The sequence below is a fragment of the Streptomyces krungchingensis genome (assembly GCF_054729265.1).
The window spans coordinates 3,594,887-3,619,973 of record NZ_JBPUKY010000001.1 but is presented as its reverse complement, the minus strand read 5'-3'; the positions used below and the strand labels follow the sequence as shown (position 1 = coordinate 3,619,973).

At 72.0% G+C, this 25,087-nt stretch carries 19 protein-coding genes, 1 other RNA gene and 1 pseudogene; 10 read left to right on the top strand and 11 right to left on the bottom strand.

The genetic code is table 11. The features are described from left to right. Positions 1–41: 41 nt before the first annotated feature. Both eda and yaaA read right to left on the bottom strand, forming a co-directional pair. Complete coding sequence (gene eda, locus ACSYGO_RS16085) at positions 42–686, bottom strand: bifunctional 4-hydroxy-2-oxoglutarate aldolase/2-dehydro-3-deoxy-phosphogluconate aldolase (protein WP_426675694.1); 645 nt, start codon at positions 684–686, stop codon at positions 42–44. Positions 687–907: 221 nt separating this feature from the next. Continuing rightward, entirely contained in the window at positions 908–1,708 is an 801-nt protein-coding gene (yaaA, locus tag ACSYGO_RS16080) for a peroxide stress protein YaaA (protein WP_460386913.1), read from the bottom strand. Between the two features lie 109 nt (positions 1,709–1,817). On the opposite strand from yaaA, the gene ACSYGO_RS16075 reads away from it, so the two are divergent. The 5 genes and pseudogenes from ACSYGO_RS16075 (at position 1,818) to rnpB (ending at position 6,309) form a co-directional block, all read left to right on the top strand. Continuing rightward, positions 1,818–3,248, top strand: coding sequence for an RNB domain-containing ribonuclease (locus tag ACSYGO_RS16075; RefSeq protein WP_432175173.1), 1,431 nt, complete (start codon positions 1,818–1,820; stop codon positions 3,246–3,248). 183 nt (positions 3,249–3,431) lie between these two features. Further along, positions 3,432–4,010, top strand: coding sequence for a Uma2 family endonuclease (locus tag ACSYGO_RS16070; protein ID WP_460386912.1), 579 nt, complete (start codon positions 3,432–3,434; stop codon positions 4,008–4,010). Positions 4,011–4,128: 118 nt separating this feature from the next. Further along, positions 4,129–4,980 (top strand): AraC family transcriptional regulator, encoded by an 852-nt coding sequence (locus ACSYGO_RS16065; RefSeq protein ID WP_095933948.1) that lies wholly within the window; start codon positions 4,129–4,131, stop codon positions 4,978–4,980. Between the two features lie 25 nt (positions 4,981–5,005). Beyond that, positions 5,006–5,833, top strand: a pseudogene (locus ACSYGO_RS16060) (DMT family transporter); the annotation flags it as partial. 70 nt (positions 5,834–5,903) lie between these two features. Next, positions 5,904–6,309: RNase P RNA component class A (gene rnpB / locus ACSYGO_RS16055), an RNA gene on the top strand. A gap of 102 nt (positions 6,310–6,411) precedes the next feature. On the opposite strand, the gene ACSYGO_RS16050 is transcribed toward rnpB, so the two are convergent. The 4 genes from ACSYGO_RS16050 to ACSYGO_RS16035 all read right to left on the bottom strand — a co-directional run bounded on the left by ACSYGO_RS16050 (position 6,412) and on the right by ACSYGO_RS16035 (position 12,630). Continuing rightward, entirely contained in the window at positions 6,412–8,604 is a 2,193-nt protein-coding gene (locus tag ACSYGO_RS16050) for a thiamine pyrophosphate-dependent enzyme (protein ID WP_460386910.1), read from the bottom strand. Beyond that, the gene (locus tag ACSYGO_RS16045) at positions 8,601–10,154 is read right to left on the bottom strand and encodes an aldehyde dehydrogenase family protein (protein ID WP_426675699.1); all 1,554 of its coding nucleotides are present in this window, start codon (positions 10,152–10,154) and stop codon (positions 8,601–8,603) included. The genes ACSYGO_RS16050 and ACSYGO_RS16045 overlap by 4 nt, the downstream gene beginning before the upstream one ends. Before the next feature lie 79 nt (positions 10,155–10,233). Further along, positions 10,234–11,574, bottom strand: coding sequence for an L-lysine 6-transaminase (gene lat / locus ACSYGO_RS16040; protein WP_460386909.1), 1,341 nt, complete (start codon positions 11,572–11,574; stop codon positions 10,234–10,236). Positions 11,575–12,045: 471 nt separating this feature from the next. Continuing rightward, positions 12,046–12,630, bottom strand: coding sequence for a TetR/AcrR family transcriptional regulator (locus ACSYGO_RS16035; protein WP_426675702.1), 585 nt, complete (start codon positions 12,628–12,630; stop codon positions 12,046–12,048). A gap of 50 nt (positions 12,631–12,680) precedes the next feature. Here ACSYGO_RS16035 and ACSYGO_RS16030 point away from each other — a divergent pair, with 50 nt between their 5' ends. Further along, positions 12,681–13,082, top strand: coding sequence for a hypothetical protein (locus ACSYGO_RS16030; RefSeq protein WP_426675703.1), 402 nt, complete (start codon positions 12,681–12,683; stop codon positions 13,080–13,082). 206 nt (positions 13,083–13,288) lie between these two features. Beyond that, positions 13,289–16,663 (top strand): pyruvate carboxylase, encoded by a 3,375-nt coding sequence (locus ACSYGO_RS16025; RefSeq protein ID WP_426675704.1) that lies wholly within the window; start codon positions 13,289–13,291, stop codon positions 16,661–16,663. A gap of 78 nt (positions 16,664–16,741) precedes the next feature. Here the strand turns inward: ACSYGO_RS16025 and ACSYGO_RS16020 are convergent, their stop codons facing one another. From ACSYGO_RS16020 to ACSYGO_RS16010, 3 genes are all read right to left on the bottom strand, one after another. Next, complete coding sequence (locus ACSYGO_RS16020; RefSeq protein WP_426675705.1) at positions 16,742–18,064, bottom strand: hypothetical protein; 1,323 nt, start codon at positions 18,062–18,064, stop codon at positions 16,742–16,744. A gap of 174 nt (positions 18,065–18,238) precedes the next feature. Continuing rightward, positions 18,239–18,577 carry a MazG-like family protein gene (locus ACSYGO_RS16015; protein ID WP_435220239.1) on the bottom strand — a complete coding sequence of 113 codons (339 nt, stop codon included), beginning with the start codon at positions 18,575–18,577 and terminating at the stop codon, positions 18,239–18,241. Between the two features lie 86 nt (positions 18,578–18,663). Then, a complete protein-coding gene (locus ACSYGO_RS16010; RefSeq protein ID WP_426675707.1) occupies positions 18,664–19,221 on the bottom strand; it encodes a DoxX family protein in 558 nt (185 codons plus the stop codon). A 134-nt stretch (positions 19,222–19,355) separates the two neighbouring features. On the opposite strand from ACSYGO_RS16010, the gene ACSYGO_RS16005 reads away from it, so the two are divergent. Together ACSYGO_RS16005 and ACSYGO_RS16000 are read left to right on the top strand one after the other, a co-directional pair. Continuing rightward, entirely contained in the window at positions 19,356–19,679 is a 324-nt protein-coding gene (locus ACSYGO_RS16005; protein WP_426675708.1) for a nuclear transport factor 2 family protein, read from the top strand. A 60-nt stretch (positions 19,680–19,739) separates the two neighbouring features. Then, complete coding sequence (locus ACSYGO_RS16000; RefSeq protein WP_432175191.1) at positions 19,740–20,747, top strand: aldo/keto reductase; 1,008 nt, start codon at positions 19,740–19,742, stop codon at positions 20,745–20,747. A 39-nt stretch (positions 20,748–20,786) separates the two neighbouring features. Here ACSYGO_RS16000 and ACSYGO_RS15995 read toward each other — a convergent pair whose 3' ends face one another. Both ACSYGO_RS15995 and ACSYGO_RS15990 read right to left on the bottom strand, forming a co-directional pair. Next, entirely contained in the window at positions 20,787–21,572 is a 786-nt protein-coding gene (locus tag ACSYGO_RS15995) for an ABC transporter ATP-binding protein (protein ID WP_426675710.1), read from the bottom strand. Positions 21,573–21,710: 138 nt separating this feature from the next. Then, positions 21,711–23,177 (bottom strand): ABC transporter permease, encoded by a 1,467-nt coding sequence (locus ACSYGO_RS15990; protein WP_426675711.1) that lies wholly within the window; start codon positions 23,175–23,177, stop codon positions 21,711–21,713. Positions 23,178–23,540: 363 nt separating this feature from the next. Here ACSYGO_RS15990 and ACSYGO_RS15985 point away from each other — a divergent pair, with 363 nt between their 5' ends. After that, positions 23,541–24,791, top strand: coding sequence for a D-alanyl-D-alanine carboxypeptidase family protein (locus ACSYGO_RS15985; RefSeq protein ID WP_460386907.1), 1,251 nt, complete (start codon positions 23,541–23,543; stop codon positions 24,789–24,791). Positions 24,792–25,087: the final 296 nt, after the last annotated feature.

The following is a 25,087-nucleotide window of genomic DNA, read 5'->3' as shown; positions in this document are numbered from 1 at the left end:
ACGCGACGGCTCGGACAGAGCCCGGCGGCACGCCACGGACGCTACGGCCGCAAGCCTGCCGCCTCGCGCGCGAGACCCTCGACCCGCCCCCAGTCCCGTGCCGCGACCGCGTCCGCGGGGAGCATCCAACTCCCGCCCACACAGCCGACGTTCGGGAGGGCCAGGTACTGCGGGGCGGAGTCCGGCCCGATGCCGCCGGTCGGGCAGAACCGCGCCTGCGGCAGCGGGCCCGCCAGCGACTTGAGGTACGCCGTGCCGCCGGCCGCCTGCGCAGGGAAGAACTTCATCTCCCGCACCCCCCGCTCCAGCAGCGCCACGACCTCCGACGTCGTGGACACCCCGGGCAGGAACGGCACCCCGGACGCCGCCATGGCGGCCAGCAGCGCGTCCGTCCAGCCGGGGCTGACGAGGAAGCGGGCTCCCGCGGCCACCGAGTCCACGACGTGCGCGGGGGAGAGGACCGTGCCCGCACCGACCACGGCGTCCGGGACCTCCGCGGCGATCGCCCGGATCGCGGGGAGGGCGGCCGGGGTCCGCAGCGTCACCTCGATCGCGGGCAGCCCGCCGGCGACCAGCGCCCGCGCGAGCGGGACGGCGTCGGCGGCGTCCTCGACCACGACGACGGGGACGACCGGCGCGAGGTCCAGCACGGAGGCAGGCGAGAAGGAGGGCAGCGGCGAAGTCATGGCCTCATCCTGCCCGGGGTGTGCAGCATGCGCAAAGGTCGTTGCACATGCTGCAATCACTTGCTGTGCCGACTCGGCCGATCCGCCCGGCGGATCCACCCGGGTCCGCCCGGCCGATCCACCCGGGTCCGCCCGGCCGGTCCGCCTGGGCCCAGTCCGCCCGGGCATGAGGCGCCCGGAACCAGACACCGCGGACCGCGCACCGGCCGCCGTGACCCGGCTCAGTGGATCTCCGTCACCACCACGTCCAGCGCCCACGGCCTGCCCGCCCGGCCGGGCGCCTCCGCCTCCACCGTGTACCCGAGGTCCCGCAGCGCCTCCACCAGCTCCGCCGGGCCCTTGGGCGCGATACCGGCGGTGAGGAGGCCGCGGACGATCCTGCCCTTGGTCGCCTTGTTGAAGTGGCTGACGACGGAGCGCTTCTCCACCCCGTCGACCAGCTGCGCATGCAGCACCCGCACGGTCGCCGTCCGCCCCGCCACCTCGCCCTTGGGCTTCCACGCCGCCGTGTACGCGGAGGAGCGCAGGTCCAGGACCAGTCCGTCGCCGGCCGCCTCGGGCAGCGCGGTGGCCATCGGAGTGCGCCAGTGCGTGCCGAGCGCCCCGAGCCCCGGCAGCTTCACGCCCATCGAGCAGCGGTACGAGGGGATGCGGTCGGTCACCCGGACCGCGCCCCACAGCCCCGAGAACACCAGGAGCGAGCGGCTCGCCCGCCGCTTGGCCGACGCGTCCAGCGAACCCAGGTCCAGGGCGTCGTACAGGACACCCGTGTAGATCTCCCCGGCCGGCCGGGCCCCCGCGGCGCGCAGCCGCGTGTTCTTCGCGATCTCGCCACGCAGCCCCTCGCTGAGCCCGAGGACCTCGCGGGCCTTCTCCTCGTCGCCCGCGCACAGGTCGACCAGCTCGTCCAGGACCGCCTGCCGCGCCTCGGTGAGACCGGGCAGGGACAGCGACTCCAGCTTCAGCGCGGCCCCCCTGCCGGAGGGGGCCTTGCCTTCGGAGGGCGGCAGCAGCACGAGCACGGTGGTGTTCTCCTAACGGTGGTGTGGCCCCGCGCCAGCCTAAAGGGTGCCGGGCACACCGTTCGGCGCCCGGAGTGCCGCCCGGTGACGCTCGTCCTACGCTCGACCCATGCCCCGACGTCACATGCGCGTCACCGGTGCACCGGAGGCTCCCCTGCGGGCCGCGCTCCGCGCGCTGCGCACCGAGCTGGGTGTGCCCGAAGGCTTCCCTCCCGACGTCCTGGAGGAGGCCGGGCGGGCTCCCCGGCTGCCCTCCCACGACGCGACGGACATCCCCCTGTTCACCATCGACCCGCCGGGCTCCATGGACCTCGACCAGGCGATGCACCTGTCCCGGCGGCGCGGCGGCTACCGCGTCCGGTACGCCATCGCCGACGTCGCGGCCTTCGTCGCACCCGGCGGCGCCCTCGACGCCGAGGCCCACCGGCGCGTGACCACGCTCTACTTCCCCGACGAGAGGGTGCCGCTGCACCCGGCGGCCCTGTCCGAGGACGCCGCCAGCCTGCTCCCGGACCGGACCCGTCCGGCCGTCCTGTGGACGATCGACCTCGACGCGGACGGCCGTACGACGGCGACCGACGTCCACCGCGCCCTCGTACGCAGCCGGGCCCGGCTCGACTACAAGCAGGCGCAGAAGCGGATCGGGGAGGGGAGGGCGGAGGAGCCCCTGGCTCTCCTCAAGGACATCGGGCAGGCACGCGAGCGGCTGGAGGCCGAGCGCGGCGGCATCTCGCTCAACGTGCCCGAACAGGAGATCCTCGACGAGGACGGGGCGTACGAACTCGTCTACCGTGCCCCGCTCCCCGCGGAGTGCTGGAACGCGCAGCTCTCCCTGCTCACCGGCATGGCGGCGGCCGAACTGATGCTCTCGCACGGCACGGGGATCCTGCGTACGCTGCCCACCGCCCCCGACGGCGCGGTGGGCCGTCTCCGCCGCACGGCCAAGGCCCTGCGCATCCGCTGGCCGCATCATGTCTCGTACGCGGAGCTCATCCGCTCCCTCGACCCGCACTGGCCGCACCACGCCGCCTTCCTCCAGGAGTGCACGACACTGCTGCGCGGCGCGGGCTACACCGTGTTCCGGGACGGTGTCCGCCCGCAGACCACGATCCACTCCGCCGTCGCCGCGCCCTACGCCCACTGCACGGCCCCGTTGCGCCGGCTCGCCGACCGGTACGCGTCGGAGCTCTGCCTCGCGGCGGCCGCGGACCGGCCGCCGGCCGAGTGGGTCCTCGCGGCCCTCGACGGCCTCCCCAAGGTGATGGCGGAGGGCACCCGGCGCGCGGGCACCGTGGAGCGCGAGTGCGTCGACATCGTGGAGGCGGCGCTGCTGAAGGATCGCGTGGGCGACCTCTTCGAGGCCTGTGTGGTCGACGTGCGGGACGACGAACCCACCGTCGGAACCGTGCAGTTGGAGTCCCCGGCGGTCTTCGCCCGGATCGCCGGGGGGACGACGCGGCTCCCCCTGGGCGAACGCCTGCGGGTACGCCTCACCCAGGCGGACCCGGGCACGGCGAAGGTGGAGTTCGCGCCCGCGTGACCGCGCGGCCGGCCTCCCGCACGGGCGGCCGGCGTCGCCCGTCGAGCCGGCCGCCCGCCGTGTCCCCGCGTTCCTGACGGGGACCGGGATCGTGTGCCACGATCGAGGGAACGGTTCCCGATCTCATGGTCAGGTGGTCTTCCGGTGTCCCAGTCTGGCGAACGACCGAAGGAGGGGCGTGACATGACTGCCGTGGCGCACGAGCCCACCACGCCGGCCGAAGGCCTGCTGGACATCTTCCTGTCCCTCGACACCCCGGAGGGGTTCCGGGCCGAACTGATCGAGGGGGAGATCGTTGTGACACCGCCGCCGGACGGGGATCACGAGGACTACATCAACCGGATCATGAAACAAGTGATCAGGCAGTCCCGCACCGACATGGATTTCTCGGGGAACAAGGGCCTGAAATTGCGGAGCGGGGGCGGTTGCCCGAAGAATCATGTGATCCCGGACGGCACGTTCGCCCCCGCGAAGCTGCGGCTCTACCGGGGCGCCGACTCCTGGATGCCGTGCGAGGGCGTCGCCATGGTCCTCGAAGTGACGTCGACGAAGCCCGAGGTCGACCGTGAGGCCAAACGCCGGTGCCACGCCCGCGGCGGTGTCCCCCTCTACCTGCTCGTCGACCGCGACGCCTCCGCGATCACACTGTTCGGCGAGCCGGAGAACGACGACTACCGACGGCACTGCACCCTTCCCCTCGGCAAGCCCCTCTCCCTCCCGGAGCCCTTCGCCTTCGAACTGGACACGTCGGACTTCCTCTGACCGCCCGCGCGGCCTTCCGCACAGCGGCCCGCCCCGTTCGTCCGTGCCGCGGTCCGGCCACCCGCCCGCGGCATGGAAACGGGTCCTCCAGGCGTTGCACCCGCCAGGGAGGTGCGCGGTGGGCGGACGGGAGCAGGCGTTGTGGACCAGGGCGCGGCTGGGGCGCTGCGGGCCGCCGCTCGACCTTCTGACCGCCCGGTTCGACCGGCACGTCTACGCCCCGCACGCCCACGAGGAGTTCACCATCGGCGTCTGCGTCGGCGGCTCCGAGATCATCGACTACCGCGGCGGCCACATCCGCACCGGGCCCGGCTCCATCGTCGTCCTGGCCCCCGGCGAGATGCACACCGGCGGCCCCGGCAACGCCACCGACGGCTACGCCTACCGCGCCCTGTACGCCGAGCCCTCCCTGCTCGCCGACGGCACCCTCGGCGGCCTCCCGCACTTCCGCGAGCCGCTCCTCGACGACCCCGAGCTGGCCGCCGCGCTCCGCGCCGCCCACACCGAACTCAGCGCCTGCCCCGACCCGCTGGAAGCCGAGTCCGTCCTCCCGTGGCTGCTCACGGGCCTCGCCCGCCGCCACTCCACGGCCCGCGCCGCGTGCGACACGGTCACCGGGGCGGCCCACATAGCCCGCGCGGTACGGGACCGTCTGGCCGACGAACTCCAGGCACCTCCCTCCCTCGCCGCGCTCGCCGCCGACCTGGGCCTGTCCCGCTACCAACTGCTGCGCGCCTTCCGCACGGCCACGGGGATCCCGCCGTACGCCTGGCTGGCCCAGTACCGGGTGAACCGTGCCCGCGGGCTGCTGGACTCCGGGCTGCGCCCCGCCGAGGTCGCCCCCCTCGTGGGCTTCGCCGACCAGGCGCACCTGACCCGCTGGTTCCGGCGGGTGCTCGGCGTGACGCCGGCGGCGTACCGGGCGAGCGTGGCGGCGACGGCGTACCGCAACAGCGTTCAAGACTCCTGAGGGCCGGGCGGCCGAAACTGCCCGCATGACTGCACGCGGCTGGTTTCTCTTCTCCCTCATGGGAGTGGTCTGGGGCATCCCCTACCTGATGATCAAGGTGGCGGTGGACGCCGTGTCCCCGTCCGCGGTGGTGTTCACGCGCTGTGCGCTCGGCGCCGCGCTGCTGCTCCCCTTCGCGATACGCCAGGGCGGCCTGGCCCGTAACGTCCGCACCCACTGGCGCCCCATGCTGGCGTTCGCGTGCATCGAGATCATCGGCCCGTGGTGGACCCTCACCGACGCCGAACGCCATCTGTCGAGCTCCACGGCGGGCCTGCTGATCGCGGGCGTCCCCATCGTCGGCGTGCTCGCCGCCCGCCTCCTCGGCGACACGGAACGGCTCGGTGCCCGCCGTGCCACGGGCCTCGCCCTGGGCATGTCCGGCGTCGCGGTCCTCACCGTCCCGCACCTGACCGGCGGCGACGCCCGTTCCCTGGCCGAGGTGCTGCTGACGGTCGTCGGCTACGCGACGGCACCGGTGATCGCGGCACGCCATCTGAAGGACGTACCGTCGCTTCACCTCACGGCACCCTGCCTGGCCCTCGCGGCGCTGGTCTACGCACCCGCCGCGGCGGCCACCCGGCCCGACACGGTCCCGTCCGGGCAGGTCCTGGCCGCCCTCGCCGGCCTGGGCGTCATCTGCACGGCGGTCGCCTTCGTCGCCTTCCTGGAACTCATCAAGGAGGCGGGTCCGACGAGGGCGACGGTGATCACGTACGTCAACCCGGCGGTCGCGGTGGCGGCCGGCGCCCTCTTCCTCGACGAAAGCCTGACCGCCGGCGTCCTCGCGGCCTTCGCCCTCATCCTGGCGGGCTCGGTCCTGGCGACGGCGACGGCCGGACCGAGGCGCCCCGCACGCCCGGTACCATGGTCGGCACGGCAGACGAGCCGGGCGGACGGCCGCGTGGAGGTCCTTGTGGACCTTCCCGAGGAACGTCCGGGCTCCACAGGGCAGGGTGGTGGCTAACGGCCACCCGGGGTGACCCGCGGGACAGTGCCACAGAAAGCAGACCGCCGGGGACTCTGGTTCCCGGTAAGGGTGAAACGGTGGTGTAAGAGACCACCAGCGCCTGAGGCGACTCAGGCGGCTAGGTAAACCCCACCCGGAGCAAGGTCAAGAGGAGCCGCTGTAAAAGGCGGTTCTGCGCGGACGTTCGAGGGCTGCCCGCCCGAGTCCGCGGGTAGACCGCACGAGGCCGACGGCAACGTCGGTCCTAGATGGATGGCCGTCTCCCCGGCCGCCGCGAGGCGACCGGGCGACAGAACCCGGCGTACAGCCCGACTCGTCTGCCGCTGTTCGCGGCTTCGCCTGGTGACGTTCGAAGGCGCTCGCGCATCATCCGCGGGCGCCTCGAACCCACCGGTGTCCACGGCCGCCCGACCAGCCGGCCCTCACCTCTGAGTACGTGGGCCCGCGGAAAGCATCTCGGTCGCGGCGCGCTCGACGTCCGCCTCCGACACGAGTACCGACTGAGCTGCTTTCCCCAGCGGGACGAAGCTGTCCACGCTCGCGACCCGTCTGATCGCCCCGGTGAATCCGGCATCGACCAGGGCGGTCACGACTCCCTCCGACACCCCTCCCGTACGGCGGGTCTCGTCGACCACGAGGACGCGTCCCGTCGCACGGGCTTCCCGCAGCAGGTCGTCGAGCGGCAGGGGGGCCAGCCAGCGCAGGTCGACGACCCGGCCGGCGATGCCCTCCTGATCCAGTCGGCGTGCGACCCGGAGGGAGATGGGGAGGCCGTTGCCGAAGGTGACGAGGGTCAGGTCGGTGCCTGTGCCGTAGGTGCGGGCCTGGCCGATCGGTACGTGGTCTGCGGGGGGCGGGTATGCCGCCAGCCAGGCGTTGTCGCCCTCCTCCTGGAGGTCTCGCGTGTGGTACAGCGCGATCGGCTCCAGGAAGGCGCTGACCGTGCCGTCCACCTTCGCGGCCGCCACGCACGTGCGGAGCATCGCCGCCGCGTCGTCGGGGCGGGAGGGGGAGGCGATGACCAGGCCGGGGATGTCGCGCAGGGCGCCGAGCGCGTTGTCGTTGTGGAAGTGGCCGCCGAAACCGCGCTGGTAGCCGTAGCCGGCGATGCGGACCACGAGGGGGTTGCGGTACTGGCCCTGGGAGAAGAACTGGAGCGTGGCGGCCTCGCCTCGCAGTTGGTCTGCGGCGTTGTGCAGGTAGGCGAGGTATTGGATTTCGGGAACCGGCAGCAGTCCGGACAGGCCCGCCCCCAGCGCGAGGCCGAGGATGGACTGCTCGTCGAGCAGGGTGTCGAAGACCCGCGCGGTACCGAAACGCCGCTGGAGGCCCCGCGTCAGTCCGTAGACACCACCCTTGCGGCCGACGTCCTCGCCGAAGACGACCATCTCCGGGTGGCTGCCGAGCAGGTCGGCGAGTGTGTGGGTGATGGCCTGGGCGAATGTGACGGGCTCGCCCACGGGGGCTGTGGGTGGTTCGGTCGTACGGCGTGCCGTAGCCGCCACGAGGTCGGGGCGGCGGGGTGCGATGGGGGCTGTGATCTGTGCGGCGGTGGTCAGGGGCTCGCTCTCCAGGGCCTCCTTGGCCACGGCGAACACCCGTCCGCTCACCTCGTCGTACCGGTCGAGAACCTGTTGCGGTGACAGGATGCCGGCCGCTGTGAGCAGCCGGGCCGTGGCCGCCAGTGGGTCGCGTTCCAGGTCCGCGGCGACGTCGGACGGCGTGCGGTAGGCGGCTTCGGCGTCCGAGCCCGCGTGGCCGAGGAAGCGCACCATCGACAGGTGCAGGAAGGCCGGCTGCCGGTTCTTGCGTACGTGGGTCACTGCCTCGCGCGCGGTGTCGAAGGCGGCCTGCGGATCGCAGCCGTCCGCGGCGAAGTAGGCGAGCGAAGGCCGGCTGCCGTAGGCCTGCCGCACCCAGTCGTGCGGTGTCGGGACGCTGATGCCCAGGCCGTTGTCCTCGCAGACGAACAGGATCGGCATCGGGAGGCCCTGGTAGGCCGCGTGGCAGGCGCTGTTGATGGCGCCTGCCGCCGTGGAGTGGTTCACGGAAGCGTCACCGAAGGTGCAGCAGACCACGGCGTCGCCGGGCCAGGCGCACTCGGTTCCGAGCCGCTTGGCGCGCGCGATGCTCCATGCCACCCCGACCGCTCGGGGCAGGTGGGAGGCGATGGTCGACGTCTGCGGGATGACGGCCAGTTCGTGGCGCCCGTACACCTTGTGCCGGCCGCCGGCGATCGGCTCCTCGGCCCCGGCGGCCACCCCCAGCAGCATGTCCCTGACCGCGTCGACGCCGCCGGCCTGCCGGGCGCGGGCGCAGTAGAAGGCGCCGGACCGGTAGTGCAGCAGCGCCGGGTCGGTGGGGCGCAGGGCGAGGGCGAGTGCGGCGTTGCCCTCGTGCCCGCTCGATCCGATGGTGTAGTAGCCGCGGCCCTGTTGTTGCATCCAGCGTGCGGCGGCGTCGGTGTGCCGGCTCTCCGACTGCGCGTCGAACAGGGCCAGTGCGGTACCGGTGTCCAGTCCGCCGGCGTCGCGCAGCGGGATCGCCGCGTCCGCAGACCGCAGACCGGCCACCGCCTCGCGGAAGTGCCGGTCCAGGTCCTCGACGGCACTCACAGGCGGAACGAGAGGTCGGGCTCGAGCGTGGCCACGTCCATCTGCGCTTTCTGCAGACGGCCGGAGTGGTCCCAGTTCATTGACTGCCAGCGGGTGAACTGGTCGAGCACCCACTGCCCCGACTGCCGACTGCCGTTGCCCGACTTGCCGTTGCCGCCGAAGGGAAGGTGGGCCTCGGCTCCGGAGGTGGTGTTGTTGACGCTGACCATGCCTGCGGAGATGCCGCGCCGGTACGTCCATACCTCGTGCGGATCGTCGGTGTAGATCGCGGCGGACAGTCCGTAGCCGTGGGCGTTGGCCAGATCGAGGGCCTCGTCGAAGTCCCGGTAGGTGGTCACTCCGACGATGGGGCCGAAGGTCTCGTCGAGGAACAGGTCGTCGTCGCGGCGCACTCCGTCGACGATCACCGGGTGGTAGAACATGCCCGCCTCGGGGTCCCCGACGAAGCCCTTGCGCGGGTTGCCGGCCGTGATCCTTCCGATGCCGTCGGAGCCGTAGGTGCGGTGGTGGTCCTTGATCCAGCCGAGGAAGGTCTCGTAGCGCTGCGCGAAGCGCTCGTCGAGCATCGGGCCGTAGAGGACGTCCTCGAAGGCGTCGCCGATCCGGGCCGCGCGGCTCGCGGCGTCGAAGCGGGCGAGGAAGTCCTCGTGCACCGACTCGTGCACGATGAGTGTCCCGAGGGAGGTGCAGCGCTGGCCCGCGGTGCCGAACCCGGAGAACAGCGCCCCTTCGACCGCCAGGTCGAGGTCGGCGCTCGGGGTGATCACCTGGGGGTTCTTGCCACCCAGCTCCAGGCACGGGGTCTGCAGGTGGCTCCCGCACAGAGCGCCGATCTTCCGGCCGACGACCGTGGAGCCCGTGAAGCCGACCTTGTCGACCAGGCCGGCGTCGAGGGAGGCCTCCAGACCCGCGTATGTCCGCTCCCCGTCGGCGAGGACGAGGTTGAGTACGCCGTCGGGCAAGCCCCCTCCGTGCACGAACAGCTCGAAGAGGGCCTCGGCGCTCGCGGCGGCGTACTCGGCGGGCTTCCACACCACGGTGTTGCCGGTCACGAGCGCCGGTACGAGGTACCAGGACGGCACGGCCACCGGGAAGTTGCCGGCGGTGATCACCGCGACCGCGCCCACGGGGTTGCGGAAGGTGAACAGCTGCTTGTCCGGCATCTCCGAGGGCACCGTCTGCCCGTACAGCCGGCGCCCCTCGCCCAGGAAGAAGTCGCAGGTGTCGATGATCTCCTGGACCTCGCCGAGTGCCTCGGCCAGCGGCTTGCCGATCTCCTCGGTCACGATGCGGGCGAGCCGGTCCTTGTTCGCCTCGACGAGCCGGCCGATCTTTCCGATCGCGGACCCGCGCACCGGCGCCGGGACGTCCGCCCAGGACCGTTGAGCCGCCTTCGCGGCCCTGGCGGCCTCGACGAAGGTCGAGGCGTCCCCGAGCGAGACCTCGGTGACCACTTCGGCGGTATGACCGGGATTGGGGCGCCGAAGAGTCCCGCCGGGGGCGCCGGCGACCGGATGGCCGGCAACGATCGAGGCGACGGAACGGGCCATGTCTTTGCCCTGCCTTTCGGGTGGATTGGGCTGGGGTGGCTGGTACGGGGTCGGCTCGTGCGGGCTCGTCCGGTACGGGTCAGTGGAGAGTGGCGAGGATCCGGTCGAGGGCCCGCAGGGCGAACCCGAGCTCGTCCCGGGTGATGGACAGGGCAGGGCGGAAGCGCACCGTACGCTCACCGCACGGCAATGCGATCACCTGCTCCTCGGTTCGCAGCCTGCGCACCACGTCGTCGCGCACGGCGCCGTCGGGCAGATTGATGGCGCACATCAGTCCGCGGCCTCGCGCGTTGGCCGCCAACGGTGCGTGTCGGACTTCGAGATCACGCAGTTCGGTCACGAACCACGCTCCCACGGCAGCGGCATTGGCCACCAGGTCGTCCCTTTCGATGATCTCCAGGATGCGGCGGGCCCGCACCATGTCGACGAGTCCGCCGCCCCAGGTGGAGTTGATCCGCCCGGAGACCCGGAGGACGTTGTCGGGTACCTGGTCGACCCGGCGGCCGGCCATGATGCCGCCGAGCTGGACCTTTTTCGCGAAGGCGACGATATCCGGCTCGAGACCGAGTTGCTGGTAGGCCCAGGTGGTGCCGGTGATCCCCACCCCGGTCTGCACCTCGTCGAGCACGAACAGCGCGTCGTACTCGTGGCAGAGCGCCTGCATCGCCTGCAGGAACTCCGGGCGCATGTGGTTGTCGCCGCCCTCGCCCTGGATCGGCTCGGCGATGAAGCAGGCGATGTCGTGCGGGTTGTCCTCGAAGGCTCGCCGCGCCTGCGCGAGGGCCTCCCGCTCGGCCTCCTCGACCTCGGCGAGGTGGCGCTCGAGGGGGAAGCGCACCGCGGGCACGTCGATGCGCGGCCAGTCGAACTTCGGGAAGCGGGCGGTCTTGTTGGGCTCGGTGTTGGTCAGCGAGAGGGTGTACCCGCTGCGGCCGTGGAACGCCTGCCGAAGGTGGAGCACCTTGGTGCCGAGCTCGGGGGAGCGGCCTGCGCCCTCGTTGCGGCGGCTCTTCCAGTCGAACGCCGTCTTGAGCGCGTTCTCGACGGCGAGCGCCCCGCCCTCGACGAAGAACAGTCTCGGCAGGTCCGGATCGCCCAGCACCCGGGCGAACGTCTCGACGAACTCGGCGTAGTGCGTGGTGTAGACGTCGGGGTTGGCGGGCTTGTTCGCCGCCACTTGTGCGAGGAGGGTCATGAACTCCGGGTCGTCCACGATGCCCGGCGCGTTGAGCCCCAGCGGGGCGGACGCGAAGAACGAGTAGAGGTCGAGGAACTTCCCACCGGTGCGCGCGTCGACGATCCACGAGCCCTGGCTGTCGAGCGGGTCGAGCACAAGCTTGAAACCGTCGGTCAGCACATGCCGGCCGAGCCTCTCGTGCACCTCGTCGGGGTGGACTGTCGACACTGCGGCAACCGTCATGGAGGCACCTACTCTCGATAGCCGTCTACCGAAGAAACTTCGTTGAACGCGAGAATCAGCGAAAATATTTTAGATATGGGGCGGTCGAGGCTGCAAGGCTTCGTGCAGCGGTAGATGCGGATGCATCGAGCCTGCCCGCGGCAGGGGGGGTGCCCGCGATCTTCCGCACCGACGGGACGTGGGCCTGGTCCGACCAGATCGCGTCCTGCCTCGACCGGTACGGCTACGCACCCGACCCCGGGCTGCGGCGGCACTTCGCCACGCGGCAGGAGCCGCCGCAGGCCACCGCACGGTGTGCAGTCAAGCGGGCAGGCTGGTGCTCGCCGAGCCCGAAGGCTCCTTGACGGGCCGCCCTGCCTCGGACACCCGTCGGTAGCCGCGTCCGCCGCACCCGGTGACCCGGTGACCCGGCCACCGCGCCGGTGCCGACGGGCGGCCGGGTACGGAGTCGAGGCTGCCCGGGCACCCCGGCTAGGCACGCCGAAGCAGCGCCCCCACCATCCCCTCCACATACTCGGGGAACTCCGCGTCCGAGGGCAGCGCGGACGGGACGGCGTGGCCGAGCTGGGTGTGGCCGAGGTAGAAGTTGTAGGCCATCAGGCCCTGCCGCCGTGCCTCGGCGTCGGTGAAGCCGAGTTCGGTGAACAGCCCGGCCAGGTAGCCGATCCGGCGCTCCGTGACCTGTCTGAGTGCGGCGGCGACCTGGGGATGGGCGACGCTGGCGAGCAGGGAGAGTTCGAGCGGGTCGTGCTTGGCCGGCCGGGTGACCTCGGTGAACAGGCGGCGCAGGCGCTTCTCCGGGTCCGGCTCGGTCTGCATCGCCGCGATGATCTGCTCGGTGTCCGTCTCGACCCAGCGGGCGAGCGCCGCCTCGATCAGTGCCTCGCGGTTGCCGAAGTGCCAGTAGAAGCTGCCCTTCGTGGCGCCCAGGCGGGCGGCGAGCGGTTCGACCGCCACCGCCGCGAGGCCGCCGCCCGCACGGATGGCGGCGAGCGCGGCGTCGGCCCAGTCGTCCGCGCTGAGTCTGGACTTCTTCGCCTGCTGCCGCCGCTCCATGACCGTACGCTACCGTATGGTTTCCATACGCTGGCGTATGGAGGTGCGCGATGCTCAGGAACAGGCCCGTGGCGGTGGAGTTCCCCGAAGGTGCACGGCTGATCAGGGCGGCGCTGGAGCGGCCCGACCACCAGGACGCGTATGCCGTGGAGTTGCGGCCCGGGATGCCACGCGATCCCGCGGCCTGGACGGGCGTCCTGCGTGACGCCTTCCCGATCGCGTCGCGGCGGGACGGCGAGGTGCTGATGGACGTGAGCACCGCCGGTCTCGACGCCTGGGCCTCGATCGTCGTCGACGACACGCACGTGATCCTGTGCAGCTCGGTGAAGACGCACGCATGGCGATCCAGGCTCTACTGGGGCGTCGTGAAATGGGTCCACCCCTTCATGGCCCGCGTCATGCTGGCCCGCGCCCACCGAAATCTCGATCATGCGGCGCGGAAAACCGGGTAGGCACCCGGAAGTACCGCTCGATCCGGCCTCCTCGGCCGTCGTGCGGGACACCACGTCATGTCCCCCGGCCGTCGCGTCACGCGATCCGGGTGATTCGGGTGGCCATATCCGTATGTGCCCCACCCGAGTGACGCGAGTTACATGGCACCGAGGGGCCCACGTCGACACGATGGGGGGCGTCACCGGCAGGCTGAAGGGATCCAAGGATGTTCCGCAAGGTGCTGGTCGCCAACCGCGGTGAGATCGCGATTCGCGCGTTCCGGGCCGGCTTCGAGCTGGGCGCGAGAACCGTCGCCGTCTTCCCGCACGAGGACCGCAACTCGTTGCACCGGCTCAAGGCCGACGAAGCGTACGAGATCGGTGAACCAGGGCACCCCGTGCGCGCCTACCTCTCCGTCGAGGAGATCGTCCGGGCCGCGCGCCGGGCGGGCGCGGACGCGGTCTACCCGGGATACGGGTTCCTGTCCGAGAACCCCGACCTGGCCCGCGCGTGCGAGGAAGCGGGCATCACGTTCGTCGGCCCCAGCGCCGACACCCTGGAACTCACCGGCAACAAGGCCCGCGCCGTGGCCGCCGCCCGTGCGGCCGGCGTTCCGGTGCTGGGCTCCTCGGCGCCCTCCACCGACGTGGACGAACTGGTCCGCGCCGCGGACGAGGTCGGCTTCCCCGTGTTCGTCAAGGCGGTCGCGGGCGGCGGCGGGCGCGGCATGCGCCGCGTCGAGGACCCCGCGTCGCTGCGCGACGCCATCGAGGCGGCGGCCCGCGAGGCGGCGTCCGCGTTCGGCGACCCGACGGTCTTCCTGGAGAAGGCCGTCGTCGAACCCCGCCACATCGAGGTGCAGATCCTCGCCGACGGGCAGGGCGGCGTCATCCACCTCTACGAGCGCGACTGTTCGCTCCAGCGCCGCCACCAGAAGGTCATCGAGATCGCGCCCGCGCCGAACCTCGACCCCGGACTGCGGGACCGGATCTGCGCCGACGCGGTGCGGTTCGCCCGCGAGATCGGCTACCGCAACGCCGGCACCGTCGAATTCCTGCTCGACCGCGACGGCAACCACGTCTTCATCGAGATGAACCCGCGCATCCAGGTCGAGCACACGGTGACCGAGGAGGTCACCGATGTCGACCTGGTCCAGGCCCAGATGCGCATCGCGGCCGGCGAGAGCCTGGACGACCTCGGGTTGTCGCAGGAGAGCATCACCCTGCGCGGTGCCGCGCTCCAGTGCCGGATCACCACCGAGGACCCGGCCAACGGCTTCCGCCCCGACACCGGACGCATCAGCGCCTACCGCTCGCCCGGCGGCTCGGGCATCCGCCTGGACGGCGGCACCACCCACGCGGGTACCGAGATCAGCGCGCACTTCGACTCGATGCTCGTCAAACTCACCTGCCGCGGCCGGGACTTCAAGGCCGCGATCGGCCGTGCCCGGCGCGCGGTCGCCGAGTTCCGCATCCGTGGCGTCGCCACCAACATCCCCTTCCTCCAGGCGGTGCTGGACGACCCGGACTTCCGGGAAGGGCGGGTGACGACGTCGTTCATCGAGCAGCGCCCGCAGCTGCTCACCGCACGCCACTCCGCCGACCGCGGCACCAAGCTGCTCACCTACCTCGCCGACGTCACCGTGAACAAGCCGCACGGCGAGCGGCCCCAACTGATCGACCCGGTCACCAAACTGCCCCCGCTGCCCGCCGGCGAGCCGCCCGCCGGTTCCCGGCAACGCCTGACCGAACTGGGGCCCGAGGGGTTCGCGCGGTGGCTGCGCGAGTCGCCGGCCATCGGCGTCACGGACACCACGTTCCGCGACGCGCACCAGTCGCTGCTCGCCACCCGCGTACGGACCAAGGACATGCTCGCCGTCGCCCCGGTGGTGGCACGCACCCTGCCGCAGCTGCTGTCGCTCGAGTGCTGGGGCGGCGCCACCTACGACGTCGCCCTGCGCTTCCTCGCCGAGGACCCGTGGGAGCGGCTTGCCGCCATCCGCGAGGAAGTCCCCAACATCTGTCTCCAGATGCTGCTGCGCGGACGCAACACGGTCGGGTACACGCCGTACCCCACCGAGGTGACGGACGCGTTCGTCCAGGAGGCCGCGGCCACCGGCATCGACATCTTCCGGATCTTCGACGCCCTGAACGACGTCGGTCAGATGCGGCCCGCCATCGACGCCGTGCGCGAGACCGGGACGGCCGTCGCCGAGGTCGCCCTCTGCTACACCTCGGACCTGTCCGACCCCTCCGAGAAGCTCTACACCCTCGACTACTACCTCCGTCTCGCCGAGCAGATCGTCGCGGCCGGCGCGCACGTCCTGGCCGTCAAGGACATGGCGGGCCTGCTCCGCGCCCCGGCCGCGGCGACGCTCGTCTCGGCGCTGCGCCGCGAGTTCGACCTGCCGGTGCACGTCCACACGCACGACACCGCGGGCGGCCAGCTCGCGACCTACCTCGCCGCGATCCAGGCCGGGGCGGACGCGGTGGACGGCGCGGTGGCGTCGATGGCGGGCACCACCTCGCAGCCGTCGCTGTCGGCGATCGTCGCCGCCACCGACCACTCCGCGCGGCCGACCGGACTCGACCTCCAGGCGGTCGGGGACCTGGAGCCGTACTGGGAGAGCGTGCGCCGGGTCTACGCCCCGTTCGAGGCCGGCCTCGCCTCGCCGACCGGGCGCGTCTACCACCACGAGATCCCCGGCGGCCAGCTGTCCAACCTGCGGACCCAGGCCGTCGCCCTGGGCCTCGGCGACCGCTTCGAGGACATCGAGAAGATGTACGCCGCCGCCGACCGCATCCTCGGCCGGCTGGTGAAGGTCACCCCGTCGTCGAAGGTGGTCGGCGACCTGGCGCTGCACCTGGTGGGCGCCGGGGTGTCGCCGGACCGGTTCGAGGAGACGCCGGACCGGTTCGACATCCCCGACTCCGTCATCGGCTTCCTGCGCGGCGAGCTCGGCAGCCCGCCCGGGGGATGGCCGGAGCCGTTCCGCAGCAAGGCCCTCCAGGGCCGGGCCGACCCCAAGCCCGTGCAGGAGCTGAGCGCCGAGGACCGGACGGCGCTGGACAAGGACCGCCGCGCGACACTCAACCGGCTGCTGTTCCCCGGCCCGACACGGGACTTCGAGACGCACCGGCAGAACTACGGCGACACCGGTGTGCTGGAGAGCAAGGACTTCTTCTACGGTCTGCGCCCCGGCACGGAGTACGCCGTCGACCTGGAGCCCGGTGTGCGGCTGCTCATCGCGCTGGAAGCGGTGGGCGACGCCGACGAACGCGGCATGCGCACGGTGATGTCGACGCTCAACGGCCAGCTGCGGCCCATCCAGGTCCGCGACACCGCCGCCGCCTCCGACATCCCGGTGACCGAGAAGGCCGACCGCGGCAACTCCGGCCATGTCGCCGCCCCGTTCGCCGGAGTGGTGACGCTGGTGGTCGCCGAGGGCGACCAGGTGGAGGCCGGTGCCACGGTGGCCACGATCGAGGCCATGAAGATGGAGGCGGCGATCACCGCCGGGCGGTCCGGCACGGTGTCCCGGCTCGCCATCAACAAGGTGCAGCAGGTGGAGGGCGGCGACCTCCTCGTCGAGATCGGCTGACCGCAGCACCACAGCACCGCACCACCACGAGCGCACCGGCACCGGAGACCACTCCGGTGCCGGTGCGCTCGTGTCGCGTCAGCCGGTGACCGTGAACCAGGTGGCCCGCGACTTCTTCCACTCGGGGTGCGTGAGGTCCTTGGCCTCGACGCCGTCGCCGTACAGGTCGGCGGAGCCGTCGTCGGTGATCAGCTGGGCGCGGGCGCCGGGCACGCTCAGGTCGGGGACGTCGACGACCGACTCCCAGCCGCCCGGGTCCGAGGTCGGCAGGTCGAGGCGCTTGACCGGGGCGTGGGCGGGGTCGCCGTCCCAGGAGTAGAGGGCGTACGGGTCGGAGTTGTCGTCGGCGGCCCAGGAACCGGCGACGATCAGGTACTGGTTCGCCGCGTTCTTGCGGATGTCCCGGACCGAGAGGCCGCCGAGGTCCAGCTCGATCGGCGTGCCGAAGACCGCCGAGGCGCCGCTGGCCACCATCTTGTCGAAGTTCGTGACCGGCACGAGGAGCGCCTTGCCGCCGGGGACCGCGGGGGCGAGGGGAGCGCGGAAGCCGAGGTACGCGGTCGTCGTGGAGCCCGGCGCGAACTCCAGGCCCTCCACGTTGAAGCCGTCGATCTGCTTGGGGATCTGCCCGGCGGCGGTGCCGGCCGCGAAGCCGTAGCGGTTGCCGTTCGCCTTGTCCCAGGCGACGAGGTTGTCACGGAGCTTCGCGTACGAGTTGCCGTAGGCCAGCGTGGTGGACGCCCCGGACCCGGTCACCTTGGTCGTGAAGACCGTGTTGCGGGCCGACTTGTACTCGCCGTCCTTGTTGTTGCCCAGCGAACCCGTCCAGTAGATGGTGTCGCCGACGCGCGCGGCGCCCTCGATGTCGATCTCCTTGGAGACACCGATCCTGGAGCTGAAGTCCCAGGTCCTGACGGGCGCCCCGGATGTCGAACGGTCGTACAGGCGCAGGGTGTTGGACTCGTCGTCCGCGACGACCGCGTAGCCGCCACCCACGTCGACTGCGGCCGACGCGTCACTCGAACCGGTCAGGTAGCGGCTGTCCGCGGACCGCTGGACGGCGGCGGACGCCGCGTAGTGCAGGGTCTTCGTGGCCGTCTGCCCGTCGACCCCGGTGACCTGCACGGTCAGGTCGGCGTAGCCGCGGCCGCGCGCGGCGACGGCGACCTGCCGGGTGGCGCCGGTTCCGGTGACGGAGGCGTCCGTCGCCGTCGCCACGGAGGTCTTGCTGCTCCTGGTCACCGTGACGGTGAGCGCGCCCGCGTCGGCACCGCTCTGAGCGACCGTCACGTTCACGACCGGGTCCCCACTGGCACCCACCGCGCCGGACAGGTACGACGCCGAGAGCGTGAGGCTCGGGGTGCCGTAACTCGCCGCCTGCGCCTGGCTTCCCATGCTCATGGCGGCGAGCGTGAGCACTCCGCCCAGCACGGCGACCGCCCGGCGGCCTGAGGGGAGAAGGTAGTCCTGCACTGGGACCCTTTCGTCGACGAGATGTCGACGAGAAGGCTGAGCCGCGCCCGCCAACTCCACGCTGCGCGCGCACGTCTGACCGGTGAACAGATCCGGACGGCGTCAGGTCGCGGGAGCCGTGCCCCCGCCGAGCGACCGGTGCGCCACCCTCGCCAGATGGGCGGCGAAGACCCCGCGCGTGTCCGGCGTCAGCGTGCGCAGCGCCACCAGCGCCGTGATGACGACGTCGCACAGCTCCGACTGGACGTCGTCCCAGTCGTGGGTGGTCCCCTTGCGCGGGTTCTGGCCCGTCGCGCCGATCACCGCCTGGGCGACCTCGCCGACCTCCTCCGACAGTTTCAGGATGCGCAGGAGCAGGCCGTCGGTGCCGTCGACCGCCCTGTTCGCGTCGAGCCAGGCGTACAGGCCGTCGATCGTGCCCCAGACGTCTTCGTCAGTCATGGGATCAGCTTCCCGCAGCCGGCCCGGGGAGGGGGTGGCGCCCCCGTGAGGCCCGCCGCCGTACCGTGCGGGCGCACGGCCCGCGGCTACTCGTCGAACAGCGTCTCCTGCTCGCCCTCCGCGGCCCGGCGCACCCGCTTGTTCCGTGCGCCCACCACCACGGCGGTCACGGCAGCCGTCGCCCCGAGCGCCAACGGCACCATCCAGCCGCGGTTGACCGTGTGGCGCAGCAGATGGTCCAGGGACAGCCGGCCGGGGCCCGTCACCGCGAGCCCCGCCGCGGTGAGCCCGAGCGAGGCCGCGTACTCGTAGCCGCCGCTGTTCGCGAAGAACCCGTTCGGCATGTGGACCGCCGCCGCGCCCGCCATCGCGCCGGCCGCGGCGGCACCGGCCGCGGGCGTCGCCAGGCCCAGCATCAGCAGCGTGCCGCCGCCCGCCTCCGCCAGTCCCGCCGCGGTCGCGCTCGCCTTTCCGGGCGCATAGCCCATGGCCTCCATGGCGGCGCCGGTTCCCTCGAGACCGCCCCCGCCGAACCAGCCGAGCAGCTTCTGCGTGCCGTGCGCGGCGAGCACCCCACCGGTCCCCAGACGGAGCAGCAGCAGTCCGAGATCGGTTCGGTCGACGCAGGTGCCGGTACAGGTCACGGTGACTCCCAGAGCAGACGGCAGTGGCAACGGTCCCTCCCGTGTCCCCACCGTCGCACCGAACCCGGGCCCGCGGCGTGCCCGGGCCGCCGTTCGGGTGGCGGCCCGGCGGGACCGGTGTGACTCTGTCTGGCATGACGATTCAGGTAGCGAAACTCAGCGACCCGGCCGTCCGGGCCTTCGTCACCGCCGTGAACGCCCACGACCGTGAGGCCTTCAAGGCAGTCCTGGCGCCCGGCGCCACGATGTCCGACGACGGCTCCGACCGGGACCTCGACGACTGGACCGACCGGGAGATCTTCTCCACCCACGGCCACATGGACGTCGACAACGAGTCCAACGGCGGTCACTCCCTCATCGCCCGCTACAGCAACGACACCTGGGGCGAGATGAAGACGAAGTGGAGCTTCACCGTCGACGACGGCAAGATCTCCCGCTTCGAGACCGGCCAGGCGTAACGGCCTGTCTCCTCCGGGCACTTGCCTTCGCCTGCGCTCCAACTCCTAGCGTCCCGGGGCATGGAGCGCATCGAGAAGCAGAGCACGCAGACCCGGACACTGGGCCGCGCCGGGATCGAGGTCAGCGCCCTCGGGTTCGGCTGCTGGGCCATCGGCGGCGAGTGGGCGACACCCGACGGGCAGCCCCTGGGCTGGGGCAAGGTCGACGACGAGGAGTCCGTACGGGCGGTGCGGCGCGCCCTCGACCTCGGAGTGACGTTCTTCGACACGGCCGACGCGTACGGCGCGGGCCACAGCGAGCGTGTGCTCGCCCGGGCCCTGGGCAAGCGACGGGCCGACGTGGTCGTCGCCACCAAGTGGGGCAACGTCGTCGACGAGGAGCGCCGGCTGCTGACCGGCAGCGACGACTCGCCGGCCTACGCCCGCCGCGCGCTGACCGCCTCACTGCGCCGCCTCGACACCGACCACATCGACCTCTTTCAGCTGCACCTGTCCGACGCCGACCCGGAGCGCGGCGCCGAACTCCGTGACGTCTGCGAGGAGTTCGTACGGGAAGGGCTGATCCGCGGCTACGCGTGGAGCACGGACGACCCCGGGCGCGCGGCGGTCTTCGCCGAGGGCGAGCACTGCGCGGCCGTGCAGCACCGGCTCAACGTCCTCCAGGACGCGCCCGAACTGCTGCTGCTCTGCGAGGAGTCGGGGCTCGCCAGCATCAACCGCAGCCCGCTGGCGATGGGCCTGCTGACCGGGAAGCACACGGCGGGACGCGCACTGGAGGCGGGCGACATCCGCAATGCGCCGCCCGCCTGGCTGCCGGGCTTCACGCAGCGGCGCGGCGCCGACCCGGAATGGCTCGCCCGGGTCGACGCCCTCAGGGAGATCCTCACCAGCGGCGGCCGTACCCTCGCGCAGGGCGCCCTGGCCTGGCTGTGGGCGCGCAGCCCCCGCACCGTCCCGATCCCGGGGTTCCGTTCGGTGGCCCAGGCCGAGGAGAACGCGGGCGCGATCGCCAAGGGGCCGCTCACCGCCGGGCAGCTGGCCGAGGTGGACCGGCTGCTGGGACGGTGAGCGGCCCACGCCGCCGGGGCCGTTCCGGGAGCCGGGGGATCAGTACCCCCGGCCGTCGTACTGCTGCTGCGCGTACTGCGGCAGACCGGGCTGTCCCGCGTGCCCGTCCCCGTGCGGCGCCTGCCGCCGCGGGTCGGCGGCGCGGCCGCCGCCCCGCTCGGTCAGGGTGATCCGGCCGGCCTCGATGGTCGCCAGGCGCGGCGCGCGACGGGCGATGGACGAGTCGTGGGTGACCATGACGAAGGTCAGTCCGTACTCGTGCCACAGCCCTTCGAGCAGCCCCATGATGTCGTCGCGGGTGCCCTCGTCGAGGTTGCCGGTCGGCTCGTCCGCGAGCAGCACCTTCGGCTTCTTGACCAGCGCACGGGCGATGGCGACGCGCTGCTGCTGGCCGCCGGACATCTCGGACGGCACGTGGGCGAGGCGTTCGCCCAGGCCGACCGAGCGGAGCGCCTCGGCGGCCCGCTCGCGCCGCTCGGCGGGCTTGACCCCGAGCGGCACGAGGGCCGTCTCGACGTTCTCCTGCGCGGTCAGTGTCGGGATGAGGTTGAAGGCCTGGAAGATGATGCCGATCTTCTCGGCGCGCAGCCGGGTCAGCTTGGCCTCGCTGATGGAGGCGAGGTCGACGCCGTCCAGTTCGACACTGCCGGCGGAGGGCCGGTCCAGGCCGCCGATCATCTGGAGCAGGGTGGACTTGCCGCCGCCGGTGGGGCCCTGGATGACGAGCTGGTCGCCGTCCTCGATGGCGAGGTCGACGCCGCGCAGCGCCTCCACCGTGTCCTTGCCCCGCGTGTAGCGCTTGGTGACGCCGGTGAGCTTGTACATGAGGTTCTCCGAAGGTGCAGAAGAGGAAGGGGCGGGGCGCCGCGGCCCGGGGGGAACGGACGCGGCGCCCCGGTTCGGGGGCCCGGAGGGCCGGTCAGGAGGCCGGCGCCCCGGAACGGGTGGTGGCCCGGGGGCCGGTCAGGAGACGCTGCGCAGCGCGTCCGCGGGACGCATCCGGGAGGCGCGCCAGCCGCCCATGGCGCCGGCGACCAGGCCGCCCGCGATGGCGAGGCCCGCGGCGAGCGCGATGGTGGTCGCCGAGACCGGCGCGGACAGCGCGATCTCCAGGGTGTTCTTCGCCGCGGAGGCCGCCTGACCGCCGGGGCCGCCGCCACCGGGGCCGCCCATGCCGCCGCCGCCCATGCCGCCGGTGGAGCCGAGCTCCGCCGTCAGCTTCGGGCTGATCGCCGTGACCGCGTAGGCCGCGCCCAGACCGAGCGCGATACCGAGGGCGCCGCCGAGCAGACCGTTGACGACGGACTCACCGACGACCTGCCGGGTGACCTTGCGGGACGGCCAGCCGAGCGCCTTCAGGGTGCCGAACTCACGGACGCGGCGGCTGACCGCGGAGGAGGTGAGCAGCGCGGCCACCAGGAACGCGGCGACGAGGACGGCGACCGACAGCCACTTGCCGACGCTGGTCGCCAGGTTCGAGGCGGTCGACAGCGAGCCCGAGACGGTGTCGGCGAGGTCCGCGGAGGTGGTGACCGTGGTGCCCGAGATGTTCTTCTGGATGGTCGCCTTGACGGTGTCGATCTGCTGGGAGTCGGTCGCCTTGACGTAGATCGTGGTGACCTGGTTCTTCGCGTCGCCCAGCGTCTGCGCCTGCTTCAGCGGCAGGTACACGTCGGTGGTGGAGTCGCTGCTGTCGGGCGTCGCGATCCCGATGATCGTGTACTTGGTGCCGGAGATCTTCAGGGTCTTGCCGACCTTGTACTTGTTCTCCTTGGCGTACGACTTGCTGACCACCGCGACCTTCGCGTTCGTCTGCGCGGCCGTGAAGGTCTCACCCGTGGTGATCTTCGAGGTGGCCAGCGGGCCGAGGTCCTGGTCGGTGACGTCGACGCCCGCGACGGAGTACGAGTTCACGTCGAAGGACGCGCCGCCGCCCTGCACCTGGGGCGCGCCGGTGTCGCCGCTCTGGCCGCCGCCGGGGCCGCCCTGCTGCTGGGTGGTCCCCGACTTCGCCTTGCCCTGGGTGAAGGAGCCGTCGACCTTGGTGACGTTCAGGCTCAGCGCGCCCACCGCGTTCGCGACGCCCTTCTGGGCGGAGACCTTCGCGACGAGCGAGGACTTCAGGGCCTGACCGCCCTGCGTCATCACCCGGTCGGAACTCTGCTTCTTGCTGCTGTCCGACTTGGCGTCGAAGTCGAACTTCGGCCGGTCCGAGGCGTTGCCGGAGGGCGCCGACCTGGCCTTGGTGACGGTCATGTCGGTGCCGAGGCCGTACAGCGACTTCAGGACCTTGTCCTGCGCCTGCTGCATGCCGGCCGACACCGAGTTGACGGTGATGACCAGCGCGATACCGAGCGCCAGACCCAGGGCGATCACCAGCGCCGCCTTCTTGCGCCGGCTCAGCTCACGCTTGAGATAGATGCCAAACATCCCGTTCCTCAAAGGTTCTTGGCGCCCGCTGTGGGCGCGGCCACAAGCTATGGAGGAACCTTTGAGCGGAGCTGAGCGAGAGGTGTGCGAGAGCTGAGAAAGCGGAGCCCGAAATCAATATTCCGTAAGACAGCCCATTCCTCGTCCGTTCAGGGCTTATTGCCAGAAAACCCCTGTTGAGTGGCGCCCGGTGAAGAACGGCGGGCCCGCCCGGCACGCAACTCCCGGTGGGACGGTGGGCGGCCGTACGGGGCGGGCCCGCGCCGTCACGCGGCAGCGTTTTGCCGCCCCTTTGGGATTGGCTTTCCTTTTCTTTGTCACCCCGCTGTACGGTCTCACGGACGGGCTTTGTACGGTCCCGGGATGCGTGATTCCTCGTGGCGTTCCCCGCGTCCCGCTCCGCCGTCCCCGCGTGCGGCCTCCGTGCCCGCCGCCCGCTCCGCCGTGCTGTCGCGGCGCGCCGCCCTCGGCCTCGCGGCGGCCGTCCCGTTGGCCGCGTCCGGCGCCCCGGCCGCGTCCGCCGCCACCACGATCGGCGGTGAACGCCTCGGCCGCGCCGGTGTCCAGGTCCTCGGCGGCTCGGCACTGCCCGAGCGGCTCACCGCGCGCGCCTGGCTCGTCGCGGACCACGAGAGCGGCGAGGTGCTCGCCGCGTACGACGCGCACCGGCGGCTGGCACCCGCGTCCACCCTGAAGATGCTGTTCGCGGACACCGTGCTGAAGCGGTTCGAGCGGACCGAGACCCGCAAGGCGACCGACGGTGACCTCGCCGACGTGCCCGCGGGCTCCAGCCTGGTCGGCATCAAGCCCGGAATCACCTACACCGTCGAGCAGTTGTGGCAGGGCGTCTTCCTGCGCTCGGGCAACGACGCGGTGCACGTCCTCAGCCACATGAACGGCGGCATCGCCGTGACCGTCGCGCAGATGCAGGCCAGGGCGAGGGACCTGCAGGCCCTGGACACGCACGTGGTCAGCCCCGACGGGTTCGACCACAAGGGCCAGTTGTCCTCCGCCTACGACCTGACGCTCTTCGCCCGGCACGGCCTCGCCGACGCCGACTTCCGCGGCTACTGCGCGACGAAGACCGCCGACTTCCCCGCCGGCGGCAAGAAGACCTTCCAGATCCAGAACACCGACCGCCTGCTCACGGGCGCGTGGGGTGTGCGGCCGTACGACGGTCTGATCGGGGTGAAGAACGGCTACACCAGCCACGCGGGCAACACCTTCACCGGCGCGGCCACCCGCGACGGGCGGACCCTGCTCGTCACGGTGATGCACCCGAAGAACGGCGGCAGCGGCGTCTACGAGGAGACCGCCCAACTGCTGGACTGGGGCTTCGAGAACGCGGCGAAGGTGCGACCGGTGGGCACGCTGGTCGAGCCGCTCAGTGCGGGCGGGGCGAGCGCGACGCCCGCGCGGAAGGCGCCGAAGGCGGCGACGGGCGCTTCGGCGGCCGATACCGGCCCTGCCTCGGCCGGCTCGTCGTGGGGGCTGTTCGCCGGAGCCGGGGGAGCGTTCGCCCTGCTGGCGGGCGGAGCTTTCGCGCTGCGCGGGCGCCGGCGCGCGGCCACCGGGGAGGACGGCGAGGAGGGGAGCGCCCGTCACCGGCGCTGACCCCTGCCCGCGCGTGTGCCGACTCCTCGCGGTCGCACACGTGTTGGGGCAGCCGTCCCGTGGTCCGGTGCATACCTCGCGGTCCCGCGCGAGGTCCGCCCCCTTCCGGGCCGCGGAACGGCTGCCACCTCCCCCCTCGGTATGGACCGTGGTCGTACCGAAGTCTGGTGCTCCAAGTGTGAAGCTCTCGTGGAGGAGATGTTGAGCATAAGCCCTTGACCGGCTTATACGGTCCGGAGCTTCAGCTTCCGTTTGTGCAAGTTGAGTCGTTGACCAGTTCTTGGCGCGCCGTTGGT

Bases quoted from the DNA above. Each gene is read 5' to 3' on its own strand.
- ACSYGO_RS16070 (WP_460386912.1), top strand. From the start codon at position 3,432: ATGACTGCCGTGGCGCACGAGCCCACCACGCCGGCCGAAGGCCTGCTG.
- eda (WP_426675694.1), bottom strand. From the start codon at position 686: ATGACTTCGCCGCTGCCCTCCTTCTCGCCTGCCTCCGTGCTGGACCTC.
- ACSYGO_RS16075 (WP_432175173.1), top strand. From the start codon at position 1,818: ATGCCCCGACGTCACATGCGCGTCACCGGTGCACCGGAGGCTCCCCTG.
- lat (WP_460386909.1), bottom strand. From the start codon at position 11,574: ATGACGGTTGCCGCAGTGTCGACAGTCCACCCCGACGAGGTGCACGAG.
- ACSYGO_RS16000 (WP_432175191.1), top strand. From the start codon at position 19,740: ATGGAGCGCATCGAGAAGCAGAGCACGCAGACCCGGACACTGGGCCGC.
- ACSYGO_RS16035 (WP_426675702.1), bottom strand. From the start codon at position 12,630: ATGGAGCGGCGGCAGCAGGCGAAGAAGTCCAGACTCAGCGCGGACGAC.
- ACSYGO_RS15985 (WP_460386907.1), top strand. From the start codon at position 23,541: ATGCGTGATTCCTCGTGGCGTTCCCCGCGTCCCGCTCCGCCGTCCCCG.
- ACSYGO_RS16045 (WP_426675699.1), bottom strand. From the start codon at position 10,154: ATGGCCCGTTCCGTCGCCTCGATCGTTGCCGGCCATCCGGTCGCCGGC.
- ACSYGO_RS15995 (WP_426675710.1), bottom strand. From the start codon at position 21,572: ATGTACAAGCTCACCGGCGTCACCAAGCGCTACACGCGGGGCAAGGAC.
- ACSYGO_RS16020 (WP_426675705.1), bottom strand. From the start codon at position 18,064: ATGAGCATGGGAAGCCAGGCGCAGGCGGCGAGTTACGGCACCCCGAGC.
- ACSYGO_RS16015 (WP_435220239.1), bottom strand. From the start codon at position 18,577: ATGACTGACGAAGACGTCTGGGGCACGATCGACGGCCTGTACGCCTGG.
- ACSYGO_RS15990 (WP_426675711.1), bottom strand. From the start codon at position 23,177: ATGTTTGGCATCTATCTCAAGCGTGAGCTGAGCCGGCGCAAGAAGGCG.
- ACSYGO_RS16005 (WP_426675708.1), top strand. From the start codon at position 19,356: ATGACGATTCAGGTAGCGAAACTCAGCGACCCGGCCGTCCGGGCCTTC.
- ACSYGO_RS16030 (WP_426675703.1), top strand. From the start codon at position 12,681: ATGCTCAGGAACAGGCCCGTGGCGGTGGAGTTCCCCGAAGGTGCACGG.
- ACSYGO_RS16025 (WP_426675704.1), top strand. From the start codon at position 13,289: ATGTTCCGCAAGGTGCTGGTCGCCAACCGCGGTGAGATCGCGATTCGC.